Here is a 20,758-nt window from a genome sequence, read left to right as displayed (position 1 = left end):
TGACCATTGTATTACAGCATTGCCCTGCTAGCGGCCATGGCGGCGTGTATCCTGGCCTGGTCCTACCGGCATTGGTAGCCTTTGGGAAAAAAACGACTAAATGAAAGACGCCTCACCGGATTAACCGGTTGGGGCGTCTTTTTGGCAATTAGGGATTAAAAATCAAAGTCATCTAAGTTTGCGATATCCATATCGAAGGCAATTCGTTGGTAATCGGTCGGCTCTTGTTTGTTCTCAATAATCAGGTAATAATCCTTGGTCTTATCGTAGTACCGGTCCGCCAACACAATGGTGGTCTGCTGAATACGCTGTTCCACTTCGATTGACTGGCTATTCGCGTTAACAGTCACCAACCCGGAAATGTGTCGACCCTGGTCATCCACAAAGTACAGATTATACGCCGTAGGAATCACAGTCGCACCAACTGGTTCCGATTGCCGCAACACGACGGGCACTTCCAGCGACGTAATACGCTTAGTCGCGTTGACAACCTCCAGTTGCGCGTTATGAGCCTCCGAACGACTAGTCGTGGTCCGTACATCCAGTAGTGGAACGACCATTTCCTGCAACGAGGAGCCACCGTGTACATAGTTAGCTCCCCCGGGGGCCCGGAAGGTTTTCGCCGTTTGGGGATAGTAGACGTATCGGTCGTCCGCCCGCCCTAGAATCTGTCCCAGTGACTGACGATCAACGCCAGGAAGTGTGAAGTTACGGTCCGTAATCAGATAACGCTGCGATTTAATATCCTTCCCTGTCCGTTGCAGGTCAATCTTATCGCTATCCTCTAACTGGTCATCACGGTAAATATAGCCATGATCGGCCGTCACTAAGATATGTGCGATGCTCACCGTTCGTAACCGGCCAATCAGCAAGCGGATTTCGGAAATAGCTTCAGCTGTCGCCTGAAACGTACTATCTTCGCTCTTCAGATTATCGGCCGTTGTATCAATTTGGTTGTGATAAATGTAAACCACTTGCTTGCCGGCAAACTTTTCTCGGATTTCAGCCGATGGGGCATCCTTCAAATCGTCTAACGCGTAAGCAGCGCTCGCTGGATTCTGTGCCTGAAGAATTCGTTGCCGCTGCTCACGATTAACGGCCGGTTGACCATCTACCAACAAGGTCTTCTCTTCCAGCGTTAGGTCATGATGGGGCAACATCGCTGGCATCCCCATATAAGTCACCGATGGTAGGCCCGTAACTAGGTAATCCATCTTGAGCCCCGTAACTTGATCGGACTTACGCAGTTGCTTTTCCAATTCCTTAGCCGCCTCAAATCGAAACGCATCGGAAATGATGACCACAATCCGGTTGGTTTCCGGCGCAATATGATTCTTATAGAAGTTGCGTTGTTGATGCGTCGCTGGAATCGTCGTTAGATTCAGGTTCTGGTTCCAAGTCGTCATCGATGGCGCTAAATAGTCATTCACGTAAAGCGCATCAACCAACTGCTTAGTTGGGCGATAAGCGTCTGGTAGTTGGCTCCGTTGGTAGTCCCACACAAACTGCCGGTATCGTGTGTCTAAACGATACCCTGACTGAACATAGTTTTCGATAGCTTCGAGTGTGGCTTGATTTGTCGGTGCCTGCACCCGTACATCGCGAACTAGGTGCCAGGCCTTACGCATCATCTGATACAACGATTTGAACTGCTGACCGTAGTGCGTGGTGTCGACTCGCCACTTGGTCACCTGATCAATCGAACGCCCATTTAACTGGGCATTGACATCCCCCAGCTGGAGTCGCTCTTGAATCCACAGTAACAACTGTTCATCAAATTGCGGGAAGCTGTCCGCTCGGGCAACGGCATCGATGTCCGCATCCGCAAACAGTGTTGCTCCCTGAACAACTTGCCACACGTCATGCGCTAACTGGCCAAACATATCCGTCGTATTATCTTGATGCCGGCTACCAAACTGTTGCATCAATGTCTGTACGTTCGCTAAGTCCTGGCTAAAATCTAAGTTGGCAAAGCGTTGCGGCATTGGACGCTTCATTTGATGATATGTAATTGTTAGATACAATCCCACGATAAAGTCTGAGAGGTTAGGCGTCGCCGCCGTATAGCCGAAACGTGACCGAACCTCGTCCCAAAATCGGCCACTCACTTGATATTTCTCAAAACCTGCCAAAATCGAATTATCCTGCATCCCTGCCCCTAAAACGAGCTGAAGAATATCGAAGAAGTCCACTAACGGTTGTTTTAACTTTGCGACAACCGCCATAATGGCTAACTCAGGGGTTACCAAATAACTCTTGAGGTCATAATGCTGCAAGCGTTGGCGTCGTTCCTTACTGTCAAAGAACTTACGGTGGTCTTTCAGGAAGGGCCGCAAGCTCTGAGGATAGCCTAACGCTTTACGTAAAATTTCTAGGGAATCCGCCGTAAAGGTTCCAGAATACAGCACGATATTCCGAAGATGGTCTTCATTCAAAGATGGTTCCGGCTCTGGCGAATAAATCAGCACCCGTTCACTAGGGGCTAAGGCTAACAATTCTCGCTTCACTTGAACCTGGTGGCCCCGCGTCAGGACCCGCACCTGGGCCACGCCCTGAAGTCCCGCCTGAATATCATCTACTTGGTCCCGAAATTCACCATGCTCGTCGTACCAAAAGATAAATTGGTGGGTCTCATCAAAGCGTTGTTTAAGTGTTTCAATAATCTTTTCTGTGTCTACATCTGCCATGCGTTCTGCTCCCTTTGGTACTCGCTGGTTAAATATTGTTAGTTACATGTTAGCCGTTCTTACGCATCCGAACAACCCACGATTTTGAATTATTCTGTTCGTTCACGCCCAGCTATAACGACGGTGTCATCCGTCATCTGATCGAAGACGTCGATGAGGCCGACATCGACGTAACTCAAGGTGGCCAGGTCGAAATTATTGGGTGGTTGTATCAGTATTACAATACGGAACCCCACAATCAGGTCGTCAACATTAGTGGTGGCCCCGTTCAGAAACAGGACATTCCAGCGGCGACGCAACTGTTTACAACGGATTGGGTCGTGAAGTACATGGTCGATAACTCTTTGGGAAAGTATTGGTTAGAACGCCACCCCGATAGCTCCTTGCGAGATAAATTGGCTTACCAACTACCTAGTCAAATTGCCCAAATCTCTGATGATAAACGACCTGAAGATTTGAAAATTATTGATAACGCCATGGGATCTGGCCATATTCTGGTATATGCATTTGACGTTTTGATGCAAATTTATCTAGAAGAGGGTTACTCATCACGGGAAGCCGCTAAGTTGATTTTACAGAAGAACCTGTACGGCCTGGAGATTGACCGCCGAGCTTATCAGTTAGCCTACTTTGCCCTGATGATGAAGGCACGTCAATACAACCGGCGGATTCTCACGGACTCAGAAGTTACCCCGCATGTGTACGTTTTTGAAGATACAGACGCTGTGAGCGAGGCCTTTTTATCGCAGTTTCCTGGTGAAACAGGTGTTGCACTACAGGACGTTGTTTCGCAGTTTAGTAATGCCCGTGAATTGGGTTCCATCATCAATCTAGATGAACAGAACTACGATTGGGATGCACTAATTCAAGCGGTCAAGGACGTCACAATCGACGATTTGGATGTCTTTAACCTTCGTAATGACCAGGCTTTACTCTTACGGACGCTTACAATTGCTCAGGTGATGACTCGTCATTATGATGTGGCAGTGACAAATCCACCTTACATGAACAAGATGGATAAAGCGTTGAAAAAGTATGTTAAACGCTATTACACTGATTACGCAAGTGACCTATTCTCAGTATTTATCTATCGCAACAGCCAGCTTGTCACAGTAGGGGGCTATTCGGCCTTCATGACGCCCTTTGTCTGGATGTTCATCAAAACCTATGAAAAACTCAGACGATACTTGATTGATCACCAGCAAATCGATAGTCTGATTCAAATGGAATACTCCGCATTCGAAGAAGCTACGGTGCCAATCAACACCTTTGTTTTGAAGAACGTCGTAGCTACGCAACCAGGCACTTACTTGCGACTCTCCGCCTTTAAAGGCGGGATGGCAGTGCAGCGTGACAAGGTATTGGAGGCCATTGCTAACCCCGACATCGACTACCTTTATCGAACTAACCAAGCGAACTTTACCAAGATTCCGGGGATGCCGATTGCTTACTGGGCAACCAGAGATGTTTTTAATCTTTTTAAAATAGAAACGCTAGACTCAAAATTTCGTGGGAAGGAAGGCTTAGGAACAGGCAATAATTCTCGTTTTTTAAGATTCTGGTATGAAATAAAACACAATAGTCCAGGATGGTATCCTTACCAGAAAGGCGGATCTTATAGAAAATGGTATGGAAATAATGAATATTACGTAGACTGGCGGGATAACGGTAAGGAAATGAAAGCAATGCCAAAATCCAACATCAGAAACCTACCATTCCAAAATAGTGTTGGTATCACCTGGTCAGCTATATCATCTGGGAAGCCGTCATTTAGGTATACAGTTCATCAATCTTTTTTTGATTCCAAGGGACCGATGATGTTTAGCATTTCTCATGAGTCTTATATGTATGTCCTAGCATTTTTGAATTCGAAAGTCTCAGAGTACTTATTGTCCTTTATTTCTCCGACTTTAGATTACCGGTTAGGTCAAATACAAAAACTGCCCTTTGCCGTTTCTCAAAACAATGATCTTGACCGTATGGTGAGTGTAAACATCAAAGAGACAAAGTGCGATTGGGACTCTTTTGAAACGTCATGGGATTTTGAAGTGCATCCATTACTCGCTCACATCGCTGATGAACAGCTCGCACACTGTCGCTCCCCCATTGGTGTATAAGTTAGCTTGTGACAAAATTGTGCCAACTTATTCAGTAAACGGAGGGAAAACACATGGTTAGTTATCGAAAACGCGGTAATGCCTGGCAATATGAAATTTCCTATAAGGATATTGACGGTCACTACAAAAAGTTACGTAAATCTGGCTTTTTACTCAAGTCTGATGCTATCTTAGCAGCCAGTAAGATGCAGGCGGAGCATCCCAACCTCACGACTGTTCAATCGGGTAATGAGTCCCTAGTCTCGTACTATCGCCGGTGGATTAAAGTCTATAAGCAGGGAGCCGTAACCCCCATTACCTACAGCAAGTACCAAAATACTGCTAAGCACGCCGCCGAGCTCTTCGGCAACTTAAAACTAAAAGACCTAACCAAGCTCATCTATCAAGAGAAACTCAATCAATTCGCACAAACCCACGCCCGACGAACAGTCGCCTGTTTTCATAAACAGCTACGGGCCTGCGTTCTTGAAGCGCTGGATGAGAAAATCATTATTTCCGACCCCACTCGTAAGGCTGTAGTAACTGGCGTTGAACGGCCTAAGAGGCCCAAAGTCCTGAGTTATCGGGACTGGCAGCGGCTCATCACCCACCTATCGCCCACTAAAATCGAGGAAATGATCATCTACCTCGCAGCCGTTACCGGGATGCGTTACGGCGAAGTTGTCGGCTTAACCCCACAGGATATTGACTTTCAGCACCGAAAAATCAGCGTCAATAAGGCCTGGGACTACAAATACAAGACCGGGTTCATGAAAACCAAAACACCATCATCAATACGAGAGATTACCATCGATATGACCACGGCTCACAAGCTTCAAACTTACCTGAGTATCTTTCCAGCAACACCACACCGTCCCATCTTCATGACTCCGCAGGGCCACGTGTTCGTTAGTGCTGAGATCAACCACGTCTTAACCGATGTCCTACACGCTCTCAAGATTCCTAGAATTACTTTCCACGGCCTACGCCACACTCACGCTTCAATTCTCCTCTATAAAGGCGTTAGCGTCCTTTCCGTGTCGCGTCGACTAGGTCATAGCAGCATCACAACCACTCAATCAACCTACCTGCACATCATCAAAGAACTCGAAACTCAGGACCAAGATCGCATCATTTCCATCTTGGAAAAAGCCACGAAATAATTGGCACATCTTTTGGCACAAAGACGGGTCTCCCTTCTCGGAAGACCCGTCTTTAGCTTACTTGATTTTAGTTAAAATCTTTTCGTCACCCTGGAGTTTCTGATGGTTTACCAGAACCCCATCATCCAAATCCAACTCAATCCGTTGGCTGGCCAAATGTTGTAGTGGCGCGTCGTACTTTTGAACTTCCTGTAACTGTTTGTCCAAGTGCTTACGCGCTTTTTCATACCGTTTCTTTTGACTAATAACCGGTTCGTTAGCCGCCAATTCTGTCAATTGCTCTAGCCGCGTCTCATACTTTCCCTGCAAGGCATGGAGATAATCCGTCCGCACCATTGCTAATTCGCTGGCTTCGTACCGATGCAAGTACATTAAGGCTTTGAACCCATTATTTCGACCGGTCGAAAATTCCCAGTAAATTGGTCGCTTCTGGTAAAGCTTATTATGATCTTTGAAGAAGTCATCTACGAAGTACTTCCGAATAACATCCTCCGGCGAAGTCCCCTTCTTACCCAAAGCAGTCGCAATATAGGCCAAATTCTCGTCAACCGTGGCCGCACCGAACGTCGCTGTCAGGAACTCCCGCAAGCGATAAATCACGTCGCGAGAGTCACCGAAGTAATCGGCATCTGTCAGCACTAATAAATTATCTTGGTTAGGAATGAACGATTGGTATTTTCCATCATCCCACTGACCACCCGCGAAGGCTAGGCCTGGAACATCCAGCGAGTAACGACCAAAGACCACGCCTACAAAGTAAGACAAGAATGATTTGATATCCCGTGTTTCATCCGCTAAACGAACTGAAACGTCCTTATCAGCTACCTCAGGTGAGAGCTCATCATTCAAACCATAAAGATCAATAAAAATACGGTTCAAGGCTTCTTCATTAGCCTTCAGTTGGTCAAACCGATTCTGGGCTTCTGCTTGCCACAACTGAAAGGCGTTCTGAAGTTTACCTGCAACTTTATTTTGCTGTTCATCAGCGATGTGAGTGAGTAGGGGATGTCGCCCGAAGTCCCAAGAAGTCTCAAACTCACCCCAGTCGACACTAGAAAGCATAATTAATTGCGTAATTACGTCCAAATCAATCTTGTCAGTGGCTATTACTGGGAATGCCTTTAAATTACCGATTTGAAAATGAATCGTCGGATTTAGTATTTTAAAAATATAATTTCCAACAGTGGAATTTAATAAGCCTAGGCAATACATTAACTGGTCTTTAGAGGTTGAGAATGCTGACATTCCAGAAACATCATGAATGCTACCGTATCTTCTATAACGCATGCTAATAGATCCACTGGTGATATCAGACCAAGTTATCGCTTCATGAAAGTAATAATCTGTATTCTGTGGTCGCGAACGAACCTTCCCTTTTGAATCAGTAAAGTGACGAATTTCGTAGCCGTTGTCTTCCCAGTTCACGACATAGTCATAATTGCCATACCACTTGCGATAGGAACCACCTTTATTATATGGGAACCATTTTTTACCTGACTGTTCGGCATCCTTTAGGGAAGAAGCCTGGAAGTTAATACGAGAATGCTGCACTTCAAACCATTGCCGTAAAAAGCGATTATTATTTGCTGTTGCTAACCCTTGTTTAGGAGTTACCAACTCATCCATCCGAGTCCCCACTTCAAAGTCACGTAATAAATTTTTACTAGCCCAGTAAGCAATCGGCATCCCCGGAATCTTGGTAAAGTTCGCTTGGTTAGTTCGATTAAATCTATTTCCTGAGATGGGAACATGTGTCGGAGTGCCCTTGGCAACATCTGCTGTTTTAATCTGGTGATATGTTCCTGAAAAACTAGCAAGTTGAATATTACGAAAAATGGTTACTGCCGTTCCGAATGCAATTCCCATAACGTTATTTTCCATATGCATTAAATTAGAAATTGTATAGTTCTTGAGGGTATCTCGACGCATTTTCTCAAAACTAGATAGAAACATCCAAGATTGCATGGTGACCATTGCATTGTAGCCACCCGGAAGCAATGCTTTGTTCCATCGCTCGATAAACATTGAAAATAAATCCGATTTAGAATTTGGAAAGTTTTTCTTAGCAAATTTCGACAATACCGCATTCATGCGTGAAGATCCCATGTATGGTGGGTTCGTAATAACAATTTGGTACTGGGTATGAAGGACCTGAACAACATCTAAAATATTTTTGAAGATTTCGACTAATGGGATTAATTCAAAGGATAGTTGACCAGAGTCCAGTGATTCAACTTCTGTAACCAGTTGCTCGCTATTTTCATTTATTGGAATACGAATTAATGATCCTAACTCATTTCCATGATCAAATACTCGTAGAAATTGTTGAGCTAATTTACGAGATTCGGGTGATAGTTGATTCAAAAAAACATCAAAATCAGCAGGCGTATATTCGCCTAATCCAGGAACATCAAAAATGTGTTTTGGTTGTAATCGCGTTAGCGCATGCCGATTATATTGACGAGCCTTCATCATTACTGCAAAGTACGATAGCTGAAAAGCCCGTGTATCTATATCTAGCCCGCATAAATTATTTTCTAAAATCATCTGAGCAGCTTCACGTTTGGAATAACCCTCAGACTCGTAGATAGTTTCCAACACATCAAAAGCGTATACCAAAATATGCCCAGACCCCATAGATGGGTCAATCAACCGGATGTCTTTCACATCTAATGAAGCCAAGGGCTCATCGAACCGAGCTAGTTTTGATAACACTGCACTATCTTGCTGAGCATCTACCATGTAGTATTGCCAACCAAACGAACTAGCGATTTCTCCTTCGGAAAGGTCAGTTCCTTTTTGTTTTAAGCTTTTTATCCATAGCTTACCGAGGGAGTTCTCAACCATATACTTAACAATCCAGTCAGGGGTAAAAATCTGTGTTGCCGATGCAATTTCGGTATCTCTAAATTTATGTGACTTGGGACTACCGATAGCTTTTTCTTTAGGTTCCGTATTGTAATACTGATACAACCACCCAATAATCTCGACCTGACCGCCTTGAGTTACGTCGAAGTCGGCTTCATCGACGTCTTCGATCAGATGACGGATGACACCGTCGTTATAGCTGGGCGTGAACAATAATTCGGCGTAATCGTCCGTTGGTTCGAACAAATACGGTAAATTCTGGTTCAAGGCGTTGGCCTGCTTGATAAAGAGCATGCGGTACAACGCATCCATGTCCGTGGGCTGTTCCGTTTCCCGAGCGCGGTCAATTAGCCGCTTCTCAGCGTCACTGAAGCCCCCCAACGAATCGTTTAAATCGTCCGGACGGGCCATAGCTACGACCATGATATCTGGTTCGTTACGGTCCAGCGTGCTTGACAAGACCCGGGTGCGACTCGGCAGGTACCCATTAACTTCCATGAAGCGAATCGCAATGATTCGATTAAACCAGGTATACGCCACTTCCTCGACCAAGTCGTTAAATGCCGCTGCCATCGTAGTTTTCTGGGCACGTTGCTGAAGCTCCGTAGCCAGTTCCTGGCGCTTAACGATGTCCTTACCTGTAATGGCATGCTGCTCATCCATATTCCCTAACTGGTAATATTCAATTTCGTGAGTCGATGTGGCTGCCTTTTCTTGGGGGCCTTCTGTCGTAATTCCCACGGCGCGAGCCTTTAACTTAATTTGTTCGATCAAGTCACGACGAGCTGCCACCGCAAACTTCTTGATTGCCGTTTTATCCATTCGTATCCTCTCGTTTCTCCGTCACTTTACAAGGTAAAGTTAATCTTGCCACCGTTTTCCTTCAACTTCGTCAGGAGTTCCTGTCGCAAGCGTTCTACGTAGGCATCAACGTCTCCTGAATCTTTCAGTTGCCAAGTCTGTTCGATCCCTAATGCCTGAACGGGTACTTCTTTGGGTGCCACAGGCGCTGATTTCGCTGGGGTGGCGGGTGGCGTTACCGTATTAGTTGTTGAATCATTTGTCGGTTGATCCACCGGTACTGTCTTAGTCCGTTGTTGCGCCTGTTGCTCACGTCGTAACCGATCTACCGTTTGGTCAATGTCGCGAATCACCTGCTGCCGACGCGAAATCGCCAATTGTTTATTGATGACTAAGTCATTCAGTGAACTTGCCTGCTCCGCCTTATTCAGAATTGTCGCAAATTCACGCGAAATGTTTTCATCATATTGATCCGCCACACCCTGTTCCTGACTATACCGCTTAGCGGTCTTCTCTTCGGTCTGCACGAACACCTGAACCTCCGTGAGCCTCGTATCAAATTCCTGGGTATAAGCCGCATTGAAGGTTTCGTTCAGGGACTTCAGCTCCTGCACTTTCCCCTCAGGACGGTTAGACGTCATAATCTTCTGAATCTGACCGCTCACCCGCTTAAGTTCGGTCCCTACCAAGAAATCAACCGAATTTTCATAGATGGTCATCTTGTTTTGGGCAGCCCGCCAGATTTCCTGTTGCGTGTCATTTTGATAGAACTCGGTAATCCCAAATTCAAGCATATCTTCATGCCAGTCAAGAAGGTCGTCTTCCTTTTGAGCAATCAAATCATAGAAACGCTCAGGGTCGTTCTGAGCCAGCAGTGCTTGAATCAGCCGTTGGCCCGTTTCAAGAAAATTCCGTCCTGGATAATACGTCGGCTGTTTCAAGTACAAGTCCAGCGTCCGATGTTCGTCTTGCAGCCGATCTTGGAGTTCATTGACTAGGGTATCATCCTCATCGTCACTAAAGACCCGCTTATTGAAGACCTCTTGGGCGACGTTCTTTAGAGCCCGCTTCTTTAGTGGACTAATCGCCTGCCGCGGTTCCAGTTGGACCGCGGATATCAATTTACGTTTCAAGAAGAAGTTGGCAAATTCGTTGGCCGAATAATGATCTCGTAGATTAAGTTGCTCACCGTTTACGTAAACTTTTAGCTTCGAATCAGCGAAAAGTTTCGCCACTAGCCAAGCCATGTCTAATTCACGATAACCATAGGGAATGCCTTTAAACCGGTCCAAAACGGTCTTGTAAGCGACCTTGGTGTGGCCTTCGCTACAAGCGTAATTGACCCGTCCCAAGACCGCTTGGAGCGCCTGTTGGTTTTCATCCGTTGTGACTAATTCGGCGTCCGGCTTAAAGAGGGCCACCACATCGTTTTCCTGCTTAACCACATCAATGTAGCTGAGATTACGGTAGACTTCACTCACCAATTGTTCCTGAGCTTGTGCCAATTGTGTGAAGAAATCCTTTTTAGATGCCGGGAATTTCTCCCCCTGGACATAGACATCCGCCGCTTGAAGCGCTTCTGCTAACTCCTTGGCCAACCGTTCCTTTAAAGTGTTCAGTTCCATCTTCTTGACATCAATGATCTGCTGCGACCGCGCATCTTTCGCTTGTTCCTTAGGATTCAAGATGAACCGTTCAATCTTCAAGATTTGCTGTTGATCATTGACGTACTGCGCGTCGTTCGGTAAATCAATAACAATCTGTGGCTGCTCGGGAACACTGGATAGTTGTCGAAGAACCACGTCAGTGCGGTTCGCTTCACTCTCCGGCGTCACCAGCTTTAAGCCCATCCCCGGATTGATTTGGCCAATCGGCCGGTCATCGACCCACTGATTAAACGTAAAGTTGTATTGCTGCTTTAACTTCGGGTAGGTGTACCGACGCGAAATCATGGTTGGGCTAAACAGGAAGTTCCCAATGGCCTGCGAAACCTCACTACCGTCCACAGTTTGTTTACGAATCTGCTTACTGATGTCCTGTTCTGCATCCGTCAAGAACTCATAGCCACTGGTAGTTTTTTCCACGATATTTTGTTCTTGCAGCAGTCGTAAGGCATCCTTCACCCGTTTCTCTAGGTCAATGCGGTCCGTATCGATGGAATCAATCATCAACGTCACCAGGTTGTTCAACGTAGCGTCAAAGTCCTGGACGTATTTGACCATAAACAGCGTCTCTAAGACCTGGACCGCAAACGGGTGCTCTTCATTATTCGGATTAATCAACTCGTTACTTTGTGCCCGCTGAATCACAATCATATGCGTGTGATCTAAGAAGTGACTTAGGCCTTGGAAAAATAGGCTGAAGGGGATAAGCGCACGGGTATCGTGGTCCTCCATCCGTTGTGCGGACTCCTGGAAGACCGCAAGCATCGACCGTTCTCCGTTCGCTAAATGTTTCCCATCCGAGCCGTTTTCCCGGATGGCCGTCAACGTATCCTGTAATAAGAAAATCTGGTACGGCACGAACGGGTAAAGGTCTGCAAAAGACTGCGCATCATCGTAACGTTTCCGTTCCTCTTTCCCATCAAAGCTAATTAGGTTATTAATCGCGTGTTGGTGTTCATTAAAGGTTTCTTCCAGTAAATGATGACTCGCCGTCGTTTTCGCCAATAACCGCTTCTGAATCACCTCGTCAACGTTAGCTGACGACATCGCAATTCGGGTATTGAAGCGGCCCTGAATCTTCGAGAAATCCTGACCATTTAAGTGGTCCGTCACCTGATCAATGGCTTGTTGGCTGGTGACAATCACCCAAGCCTTACCTCGAGTGTAGGTCCCTAAGTCTTCGACAATACTTTGTAGGTTCAGCATGCGTTGCTGGCTACCCCCAATGTACTGGCCCACTTCATCCACCAGAAAGGCCATATGGTAGTTGGGGCCCTTAGATTCGATGTAGTCATTGACCAACTTAGCAAAGCTTTCGACACTAACGGGGTATTCCGTCCGCAGCTGATCAATGAACCCGTCAGCGTCCTCCGGCGTCATGAAGTCGATGGCCACCAGCGTATTCCGAATCGTCCCCTTCAAAAAGGCATAGGCATTGCGCGCTGTTTTCCAGTCGCGGTGTTGTCGGTCCAATTCCTGAAACTTCGCTTGAAACTCGGCATACTTTCCCTGAGCAATTAGGTCCCGTTCCATATCGGCAATCCAGAAGTCCGCCCCAAACAGGCCCAACTGCTCGTTGAAAACCTGCAAAAAGACGTTCAAAATGGCGTCTTTCTGTGACTTGTTGCCGTTTTTAGCCTTGGAATCAATGTTAAATAGCATGACCTCGTTCGGCACCGTTGTCGCCAATCGCATATTGGCCAACGTCTCCGCGTCGCTAATCTTCTGGTCATCAACAAAGTAATCTAGCGCCCGTTTCCCCGCAACTTCACGGTTCTCTAATATGTAGGCTAAAATCTTTAAGAAATGCGATTTCCCAGACCCAAAGAAGCCGGAAATCCACACCCCCATCTTAGTGGTCTCGTGATTAATACCATTCGCGTAAGCTGCAAAGAAATCTTTGAAGTGAGTCCGCAACTCCTTGGTCACGACGTATTCTTCTAGCTCTTGTTTAACGTTGGCATCCTGTTCATCGCCAATCGTAATAACACCCTTGATATCTCGGTCGATAGACTTGGCGAAAATGTCTTTGATTTTCATGGTCAGCCCCTCCCCTTTCTTAATTTAGCTGAAACGCCCGGTAGTAATTATCCTCTTTCGATTCACCAAACATGGTGAGACTTAGACTGTCATACACACCCGGATAAAAGAAAATCACGGGTACGTTCGTGATGACTTGATGCATGGTGTTTAGCACCTTATGCGCTCGGATTAACGGAAAAATCTCACCAATTCCCGTAACAAAAACAATGGTTTGATCATTCGGAATCCGTTCTTGCATGTAGGTCACGAACGGATTATTGAGACTGGTCATTTCCAGTGCATTGTTCAACTGCTCTGTTAAATAATCTAGCCCATCCGTCTCTTCCATAGTCACAACGTCATCCGCAATCCCCATGTCTGCTAGTAAGTGCCACATGATCTGGTAAAGGTTAAATTCCACAATGTCCACCCCGGCCGTCTCGCGGGTCACTTGCCGCCGTATCTGACTAATTTCTTCCGTCACCAGTGGCTGGTCTGCCGGATTAAACGCTAAGATGTAGTAAGGAACTTCGTTGGATAGTCCCCGACTCTGCTGAAAGTCAGGATCCTGAAGTCTTTGGCGTAGATGTTTCAATTTAGTAACTGTATCAGTCATAATTATCTCCCTAATAGTGAGGCCAGTTCGCGATTAGCATGTTTAGCACGTAGTAACATCATTAGTCGCGTATCCAGTAACGCCCGCTGGACTGCATCGTAATCCCCGTGATTTTCCAGCAATCCCGCTTCCCGCAAGAAACTCTGAAAGGCCGACGCTAAACGGTGCACGGTTTGTAAAGTCCAGTGAGCAATTTGAGGATTCTCCAATTGCTTTTGGTTAAAGAAGGCTTCGACCTCGTACGCATGTAGCTTAGCGTCCCCTAATAACAGTTCACTTCGGTACACGTCATACATAAAGTCGTTAAACAACGGGTCTGAAAACATGACCGTTAGCAAATTCAACAGCTTTTGGTTCGCCAGATCCAATTGCGGAAAAAGATCCCGATAATCAGCATCTAGCGTTTCTACCCGCCGCTGAATTGACTGTAACATCTTCACAGCTCGCGATGTGGTCGGCTCCTGGAAGTAATTATCCTCAACCCCCATCTCACGAATCTCAGTCGGGCTTACCCCTTGATCGAGCAACGCCAAATACTGACTAAATTCACGAAACCAAAACGAGTAACCAATAAGCGTAGCACTATACTGTGGCATGAGCTCTCCTACTTTCTAATGATCGCCTAGCTAGCCTTTTCTCAGTATATAGAAGAATGGCGGCAGGCGCGATAACTTGTTAAGGCTAAATGCGTTTTTTCTATTTGATATTTTGTATTTTGGCGAAAAAACATATTATCACTATTTTAGTAAGCTATATCGGTATCGTCTAGGGTTGTGGAATACTTTTACGAAAAAGGCTCACATAAAGATTCCCCACCAAACATCCCAACTAGATAGGCTGGTAAGTAATCCTACCAGACAGTAGACCTATAACCAAACCACCAGTGTAAAGGGGCCATCAATATGGAAGTTACAACGTATATGACGGCAAAAGAGACGCCCTTAATTGAGCGTCTCTTTTAGCTTTCCAATTAAATAACCCTATGAACTTGCCGACAGTACCTTTCCAAGTCTCCAAGTATTTTAACCAGTTACTTATCAAGCAAACAATTCGCCACTATCGCCAAACCTAGTACAAATTGGCTTCACTTGCTAAATAGTCGCTCAACATAATCACGATTACCAAGACATCTGTCCTCAAAATACTCAGTAATGATTCTTACAGGCTACAATAACCAATTGTCCAGCGTTAACTGTATAAACCAACCAATCTTGTTGATTAATTATCCTTGACCAGCCAGCTTGATACTTTAATCGCTCCGGTTTACCTAACCCTGGCTCTAATCCATCTCGCTGAATTGATTTAATCAATTGATTAATCCGTTTTAAAGTTTTATGGTCTTCGTCTTGCCAAGCAACGTATTCTTCCCAAGCTTCATCTAAAAACTTAACCGACATGCCTAACCACCCTAATCAATCAGCTTGTGAGCACGCACATTTTGATTTTTTGAGATTGCTTTAAAGCGCCGATTTAATTCCGCCTGATTGGCTTCACTATAGAATGAATCTTTCACCTCAAATGGGAGACCTCCTTCAAGAAGGCTCTTCTTAATAAAGATGTTAATTGCCGTGGAAAGATTAAGTCCCAAATCATCAAATAATTTAGCAGCCCTTTCCTTATCAGCCAAACTGGTTTTAACCGAAATGGAAACTTTCTTCTTAGTATCTAACATCATCTTCACCTCACCGCCATTGTAACACGATGTAATGACAATGTATGGCTATTAGACTTATATTTTACAAAAGTACATTAACTCTAACCGCTCTTAAACCTCATCGTTATTCCGTTAAATCAATCACCTGGTAGTCATACTTCAACGCCTTCAGGAACTGCAACAGATCCTCTGTGGCCACAAAGATGGTGCTGGTGTTGCTATTGGGATGAAAGCTCATCCGATCCTGGTCCATGATGGCCTGGTCAAAGTAGACCTGGACGTCATGGTCGGCATTATTCAACAAACCAAAGATGGACACGATGCCCGGCTGGAGTCCTAACTTGGCGGCCAACCGGGCATCTGACGCCATCTTCGGCCGTTTAGCCCCCGTCAGCTCCTGGAACCGGTGAAAGTCTAACCGTTGCTGGTCGCCCATGATCACCAGATAATCAGCTGTCTTTTTCTGGTTGGTCAAAAACATGGTCTTGGTCCGCACCCCCGCAATGCCTTCGATGTAGTGGTCGGCTTCCGCCGTGGTGGTCGCCACCGGGTGCCGAACCAGCTGGTAGGTAATCCCCATCTGGTCCAAAGTCTGGGTCACTTGTGCTGCTGGGTCCATGGTAAAACTTCCTTTCATGCCGTTTGTAACCGCATTCAATTACTAGCCTTATTATACGCTGACCCTATCAAAATGGGGTCACTCCGCTCACCAGCGAACCGACCCCAACTGATCATCACGACGCATGTTTCACATGGAACATCCCCGGATTACGACTTCGCAAAGTGACTGACGTGCTTGGCGACCGTGGCGTGACGGAAGCCCATCTGGTGGTAAGACTGGTAATCCGTCAGCTTCAACGTCTTCCCCTTCCGGTAGATCACGTAGTCGCGCGATCCCGCCAAAACGATACCTTGCTTGGCCACGTGCCCCTTCAAGCGGTAGACGTGGGCGCGCAACTTCTTGTATTTCAGCTTACTGTGTTCCTGTACCGGCATGTTCGACACACTCCAGGTAAACTTCTTGGCGCTAAAAATTAACCGAGCCGGGAACCCTTGTGCAGCCGTCTGGTGCTTATCTTGGTACTTGCCCCGCAAAGTCTTCGGCACGCCCCGGTGCCAGGAAGCGGCACTGGCGGACGTTGATACAGTCCCACCCACGACTAGCGTGGTCAGGGCCACCACGATGAACCGACTTAATTTTTGCATATCCTGCTCCTCCAGAATCAAGTTTATGGGCAACGCGTGAGGCGCCCTCCTCTACTATACCCGAAGACCGGGGGATGCTTAACCCCATTGCTCATTAAAGTTGTCATAATCAAAGGAAGAGTGCGACCAAAGGCGGTTAGTCAGAACCGTATCGTTATCATCAAGAACAAAAGAGCCCAGGCGTTTGTCCCAGACTCCATAAATTTAATCATGAACCGTTAAAATTTCATCCAGAGACATCCGGGTCGCACGAATGGTGTTGACCAACGCTTGATCATCGCGATAGCCTAATCCAATACCCACGATGATGTCTTCATCGGCCGGAATCGCCAATTCCCGGCGGAGCATCTGGGGATATTTAATAAATTGATAGGCGGTCATCGATGCTAACCCCCGATCCGTGGCAGCCAATACGATACTGTTGCCTAGGGATCCTAAGTCGTATAGCGACCAGTTCGAGTACCCCTTGGGAAGTGTCAGGTAGAGCACGACCGGCGCGTGGTACAGCTGCGCCGCCGTGGCCCCCATAGCCTGGCCCGCATCCCCGAGACCGGCTGACCAGTCCGCCATGTTCCGTTGCGCTTGTGCGGACCAATCCTGACGCGACATCACGGGCAAGTCCGGGGTGCCCGCCTTACCCGCGGCTTCTTGGGCCGCCTGCTGTTGGCGCACGCGTTCGAGCGACGCGCCCATGGCCAGATGGATCTGGTAGGGTTGCGAGTTCACCCAAGAAGGCGCCAACTGTGCCGCCGCAAGAATCTCCCGCACCGTCGCTAAGGAGACGGGTTGGTCCGTAAATTTCCGCACCGAGTGTCGCTGGTGTAGGGCTTGTTCAATCGTCAATTTAATCACTCCTTCGTGCTTACTTTTTCTCATCAATTAAAACGGTACCGGCCGCCGGGTTATGGTCAATCGCACCTACGATGGGGTGCGGTAGATACGGGGCCTCCAGGTCAGCGATTTCGTCAGCCGTCAGCTTGACCTGTAGCGCGGCTACCGCGTCATCCAAGTGGGCCGCTTTGGTCGACCCCACGATGGGGCTCATCACACCCTGGGCCCACTGCCAAGCCAACGCAATCTGAGCCATGGACACGCCCTTTTTCTCGGCTAAGTCATGGACCCGGTCAACGATTCGTTGGTCTTCGGCTTCCGTCCGGTCGTACTTGCCCATGGCGACCCGGTCGGTCTGACTGCGTTTAGTAGCGACTTGCCAAGCCTGGTGGCTCAGGTGACCCGCCGCCAGCGGACTATACGGCATCAAGGAGACGCCCTGTTGACGACAAATCGGCATCAGTTCCCGTTCGTCTTCGCGGTACAACAGGTTATAGTGGTTCTCCATGGCCTGGAACTGGGCCCAGCCGTGATCCTTCGCCACCTGTTGCATGTTCATGAACTGGTAGCCGTACATGGCCGATGCCCCAATGGCCCGCACCTTTCCGGCTTGAACCAAATCGTTTAAAGCTTCCATGGTTTCTTCGATGGGCGTGTCGTAGTCAAACCGGTGGATGATGTACAAATCCAAGTAATCCGTCCCCAACCGCCGCAAGGTCCCATCGATTTCGCGGTGGATGGCGTCACTGGCTAACCGCCCGGGGTTGAAGTAGACCTTGGACGATAACACGACCTGGTCGCGCGGAATGTGATTTTCCTTGAACGTCCGCCCTAAGTATTCTTCACTGGTCCCTTTGGAATAGCCGTTCGCGGTATCGAAGAAGTTAATCCCTAAATCTAACGCGTGCTGAATCACCTGACGACTGGTGGGGTAGTCCAACGTCCAGTCGTGCATGGTCCCCGGCTGGCCAAAGCTCATGGCCCCTACGCAAACTTTAGAAACCTGAATATCCGTGTGTCCAATCTTCGCAAACTCCATGGTCATCCTCAAATCCTTTCGTAAACCCTAACCAACATCTTTGAGGTTACCCTACACCTTCAAGTATACTGGAAGTCAAGGAAGTGATTCGCATGCAAATCAAAGCTGTCGCCCAACAATTTCACCTGACCCCCTCGACCTTACGCTACTACGAAGACCAGGGGCTCTTAGACCCTATCACGCGGGTCAACGGCCACCGCGACTACCAGCCAGCCGATCTCGAGCGGCTGGACTTCATCCTCTGCGTTAAGCAGTGCGGGATGACACTAGCCCAGATGAAGACCTTTTTAGACCTCTACCGTCAAGGAAACACCACGATTTCGGAGCGGTTAACGGTCCTGCAACACCAGCTGGCGGTCTCACGAGCTCGGCAAGCCGCTTTGGCCCGGTCGATCGACCACCTTCAAGTTAAAATTGCGGACGTGCAGGCCCTCCAACGGGACGCCGCAAGCCCCGCTTCCCTGTAGGTCGCAACAACTCCCGTGCGAAAGCGGCGGCCGACGACCAGGCTAACCAACAGATGTTCCGTTAGCTGCCAGGGCACCACAAACGTCAGTTTAAAAATCATCCATAACAGGTCACTAGCCGTTCTATTGCACCTCACCTATTCAAAATAACGGGGGACTTTTGTTCATTCAACAAAAGTCTCCCGTTATTTTTTCAGTTTATGGGTAATTATTCCGTAAAGGGTTCCTCACCCAACGCGTGTTGCGCAGCCAGGTTCAATAGGCTCCACTGCCGGTCAAACCCTGGTTGGAAGAAGAAGTCCGCTTCGGCTAAGTCCTCCAACCGTAGACCTTGTTGGACGGCCAGTGCAATCACGTTGCCTTGCGCGGTGATATCATAGGTCGATAAGACAGCCCCGCCCAGTAAAACGTGGGTCGTGGGGTTAAAGAACAGTTGGACGGAAACTTCCGGGTTGCCCTTATCGCTAGGCACGTACTTCGGCCGTAACGTAGTCTGGAAGAAGTCCTTGGCGACCGTCACCCCAGCCCGTTGCGCCGTAAAGGAATTCAAGCCGCTTTCCGCGAAGTGTTCGTCAAAGACGCTTAACGCGGACGAGCCGACCAACCCCCGGAAGGGCACTGCTGGTTGCTTTTCAAAGAGGTGTTGCACCACGTACCGGGCCTCGCGCCGGGCCACCGTGGCCAACGCAATCGGGACCTTTTTCTGGGCCGGAATGGAGTACGCTAACGTGGCATCTCCGATAGCGTAAACGTCAGGCAGGTTGGTCCGCAAGTAGTTGTCGACCTTGATCCAACCGCGGTCGTCCAAATCGACCGTCCCTTGCAGCCACGCTGTGTTCGGCTGGACGCCCGCTGCTTGAATCACCACGTCGCTAGGGATTTCACCCGTGGTGGTCTTAACCGCTGAGACGGCCTGGTCGCCAACGTACGCCGTAATCTTGGCGTTCATCTGGAGGTGAATCCCTTCAGCGGTTAATTTCCGGGCTAAGATGTCGGTCATTTCCGCATCCAGGTAAGTCCCCAGTGGGCGGTCGATTACGTCTAACAGTGTGACGTCCTTACCGGCTTTGCGACTGGCTTCCGCCGCCTCGATGCCGATGTAGCCCGCTCCAATAATGGTCATGTGCTTCACGGCCGGGTCCGCCAGCTTTTCCTTGATCTTCAGGGCCCAGTCCTTCCCCCGCATTAAGAAGACGTTGGCCAAGTCCGCACCCGGTACTGGTAAGGACTTAGGCGTCACGCCAGAGCTCAAAATTAACTTGTCATAGGGCTGGTCCGCCGTCTTGCCCGTGGCATGGTCGGTCACCCTGACGGTCTTAGCGTCCGCGTTAATACTGGTAACCTCATGCTGGTCCAAAATATGCACATTGGGCTGAGGGAAATCCGCCGCACTGAAGTTCCGGACGTCGTTGACATCCGTCACGCTATTCTCTAAGTACAATTCCATCCCGCACGACATGAACGAGATAAAGTCCCCCGCTTCAAACAGGGTGATGTCGACATCGGTATACCGACTGAGTAACTCTAGAATAGCTTGGTGCCCACCATGTGACGCCCCAACAATCACGATTCGTTCTTTTGACATTAAACAAAAGCCTCCTCTAATTTAGAACCATTCTTAACTAGCAACTAGAGGATACCGTT

Annotated in this window: 15 protein-coding genes; 3 read left to right on the top strand and 12 right to left on the bottom strand. The window is 47.9% G+C overall.

All coding sequences use genetic code 11. From position 1 onward, the window contains the following. Positions 1-155: 155 nt before the first annotated feature. Positions 156-2,687, bottom strand: a complete 2,532-nt coding sequence (gene pglZ, locus RIN67_RS00315; protein ID WP_265000150.1) for a BREX-1 system phosphatase PglZ type A — start codon at positions 2,685-2,687, stop codon at positions 156-158. 65 nt (positions 2,688-2,752) lie between these two features. Here pglZ and pglX (RIN67_RS00310) point away from each other — a divergent pair, with 65 nt between their 5' ends. Next, positions 2,753-4,804: a BREX-1 system adenine-specific DNA-methyltransferase PglX gene (pglX, locus tag RIN67_RS00310; RefSeq protein ID WP_313872950.1), complete on the top strand. Its 2,052-nt coding sequence runs from the start codon at positions 2,753-2,755 to the stop codon at positions 4,802-4,804. 53 nt (positions 4,805-4,857) lie between these two features. After that, positions 4,858-5,946, top strand: coding sequence for a site-specific integrase (locus RIN67_RS00305; protein ID WP_265000151.1), 1,089 nt, complete (start codon positions 4,858-4,860; stop codon positions 5,944-5,946). Between the two features lie 57 nt (positions 5,947-6,003). Here RIN67_RS00305 and pglX (RIN67_RS00300) read toward each other — a convergent pair whose 3' ends face one another. From pglX (RIN67_RS00300) to RIN67_RS00255, 10 genes are all read right to left on the bottom strand, one after another. After that, the gene (gene pglX / locus RIN67_RS00300) at positions 6,004-9,636 is read right to left on the bottom strand and encodes a BREX-1 system adenine-specific DNA-methyltransferase PglX (RefSeq protein ID WP_313826110.1); all 3,633 of its coding nucleotides are present in this window, start codon (positions 9,634-9,636) and stop codon (positions 6,004-6,006) included. 26 nt (positions 9,637-9,662) lie between these two features. Continuing rightward, positions 9,663-13,319, bottom strand: a complete 3,657-nt coding sequence (brxC, locus tag RIN67_RS00295) for a BREX system P-loop protein BrxC (RefSeq protein ID WP_265000178.1) — start codon at positions 13,317-13,319, stop codon at positions 9,663-9,665. A 19-nt stretch (positions 13,320-13,338) separates the two neighbouring features. Continuing rightward, positions 13,339-13,917 carry a DUF1788 domain-containing protein gene (locus tag RIN67_RS00290; RefSeq protein ID WP_265000179.1) on the bottom strand — a complete coding sequence of 193 codons (579 nt, stop codon included), beginning with the start codon at positions 13,915-13,917 and terminating at the stop codon, positions 13,339-13,341. A gap of 2 nt (positions 13,918-13,919) precedes the next feature. Next, a complete protein-coding gene (locus RIN67_RS00285; protein WP_265000180.1) occupies positions 13,920-14,513 on the bottom strand; it encodes a DUF1819 family protein in 594 nt (197 codons plus the stop codon). Between the two features lie 549 nt (positions 14,514-15,062). Further along, a complete protein-coding gene (locus RIN67_RS00280) occupies positions 15,063-15,314 on the bottom strand; it encodes a Txe/YoeB family addiction module toxin (RefSeq protein ID WP_265000181.1) in 252 nt (83 codons plus the stop codon). An 11-nt stretch (positions 15,315-15,325) separates the two neighbouring features. Further along, positions 15,326-15,589, bottom strand: coding sequence for a type II toxin-antitoxin system RelB/DinJ family antitoxin (locus RIN67_RS00275; RefSeq protein WP_107739107.1), 264 nt, complete (start codon positions 15,587-15,589; stop codon positions 15,326-15,328). Positions 15,590-15,695: 106 nt separating this feature from the next. Next, on the bottom strand, positions 15,696-16,190 hold the full coding sequence (locus tag RIN67_RS00270) for a prolyl-tRNA synthetase associated domain-containing protein (RefSeq protein ID WP_265000182.1): 495 nt from the start codon (positions 16,188-16,190) through the stop codon (positions 15,696-15,698). Between the two features lie 149 nt (positions 16,191-16,339). Beyond that, positions 16,340-16,777 (bottom strand): hypothetical protein, encoded by a 438-nt coding sequence (locus tag RIN67_RS00265; protein WP_265000183.1) that lies wholly within the window; start codon positions 16,775-16,777, stop codon positions 16,340-16,342. 204 nt (positions 16,778-16,981) lie between these two features. Next, positions 16,982-17,620, bottom strand: a complete 639-nt coding sequence (locus tag RIN67_RS00260) for a nitroreductase (RefSeq protein WP_313826111.1) — start codon at positions 17,618-17,620, stop codon at positions 16,982-16,984. A 19-nt stretch (positions 17,621-17,639) separates the two neighbouring features. Further along, a complete protein-coding gene (locus tag RIN67_RS00255; protein ID WP_265000200.1) occupies positions 17,640-18,647 on the bottom strand; it encodes an aldo/keto reductase in 1,008 nt (335 codons plus the stop codon). A gap of 92 nt (positions 18,648-18,739) precedes the next feature. On the opposite strand from RIN67_RS00255, the gene RIN67_RS00250 reads away from it, so the two are divergent. Beyond that, the gene (locus RIN67_RS00250) at positions 18,740-19,114 is read left to right on the top strand and encodes a MerR family transcriptional regulator (RefSeq protein WP_265000185.1); all 375 of its coding nucleotides are present in this window, start codon (positions 18,740-18,742) and stop codon (positions 19,112-19,114) included. Positions 19,115-19,322: 208 nt separating this feature from the next. Here RIN67_RS00250 and RIN67_RS00245 read toward each other — a convergent pair whose 3' ends face one another. Continuing rightward, positions 19,323-20,699, bottom strand: coding sequence for an NAD(P)/FAD-dependent oxidoreductase (locus tag RIN67_RS00245; protein ID WP_265000186.1), 1,377 nt, complete (start codon positions 20,697-20,699; stop codon positions 19,323-19,325). Positions 20,700-20,758: the final 59 nt, after the last annotated feature.

Source organism: Levilactobacillus namurensis (assembly GCF_032197885.1).
Classification (GTDB): Bacteria; Bacillota; Bacilli; order Lactobacillales; family Lactobacillaceae; genus Levilactobacillus; species Levilactobacillus namurensis_A.
The sequence above is the reverse complement of the archived record's forward strand: the minus strand, read 5'-3'. Positions and strand labels throughout refer to the sequence as shown.

What these genes read in the sequence shown, in the direction of transcription:
- pglZ (WP_265000150.1), bottom strand. Translation starts at nt 2,687, where the DNA reads ATGGCAGATGTAGACACAGAAAAGATTATTGAAACACTTAAACAACGC.
- RIN67_RS00305 (WP_265000151.1), top strand. Translation starts at nt 4,858, where the DNA reads ATGGTTAGTTATCGAAAACGCGGTAATGCCTGGCAATATGAAATTTCC.
- pglX (WP_313826110.1), bottom strand. Translation starts at nt 9,636, where the DNA reads ATGGATAAAACGGCAATCAAGAAGTTTGCGGTGGCAGCTCGTCGTGAC.
- brxC (WP_265000178.1), bottom strand. Translation starts at nt 13,319, where the DNA reads ATGAAAATCAAAGACATTTTCGCCAAGTCTATCGACCGAGATATCAAG.
- RIN67_RS00290 (WP_265000179.1), bottom strand. Translation starts at nt 13,917, where the DNA reads ATGACTGATACAGTTACTAAATTGAAACATCTACGCCAAAGACTTCAG.
- RIN67_RS00285 (WP_265000180.1), bottom strand. Translation starts at nt 14,513, where the DNA reads ATGCCACAGTATAGTGCTACGCTTATTGGTTACTCGTTTTGGTTTCGT.
- RIN67_RS00280 (WP_265000181.1), bottom strand. Translation starts at nt 15,314, where the DNA reads ATGTCGGTTAAGTTTTTAGATGAAGCTTGGGAAGAATACGTTGCTTGG.
- RIN67_RS00275 (WP_107739107.1), bottom strand. Translation starts at nt 15,589, where the DNA reads ATGTTAGATACTAAGAAGAAAGTTTCCATTTCGGTTAAAACCAGTTTG.
- RIN67_RS00270 (WP_265000182.1), bottom strand. Translation starts at nt 16,190, where the DNA reads ATGGACCCAGCAGCACAAGTGACCCAGACTTTGGACCAGATGGGGATT.
- RIN67_RS00265 (WP_265000183.1), bottom strand. Translation starts at nt 16,777, where the DNA reads ATGCAAAAATTAAGTCGGTTCATCGTGGTGGCCCTGACCACGCTAGTC.
- RIN67_RS00255 (WP_265000200.1), bottom strand. Translation starts at nt 18,647, where the DNA reads ATGGAGTTTGCGAAGATTGGACACACGGATATTCAGGTTTCTAAAGTT.
- RIN67_RS00250 (WP_265000185.1), top strand. Translation starts at nt 18,740, where the DNA reads ATGCAAATCAAAGCTGTCGCCCAACAATTTCACCTGACCCCCTCGACC.
- RIN67_RS00245 (WP_265000186.1), bottom strand. Translation starts at nt 20,699, where the DNA reads ATGTCAAAAGAACGAATCGTGATTGTTGGGGCGTCACATGGTGGGCAC.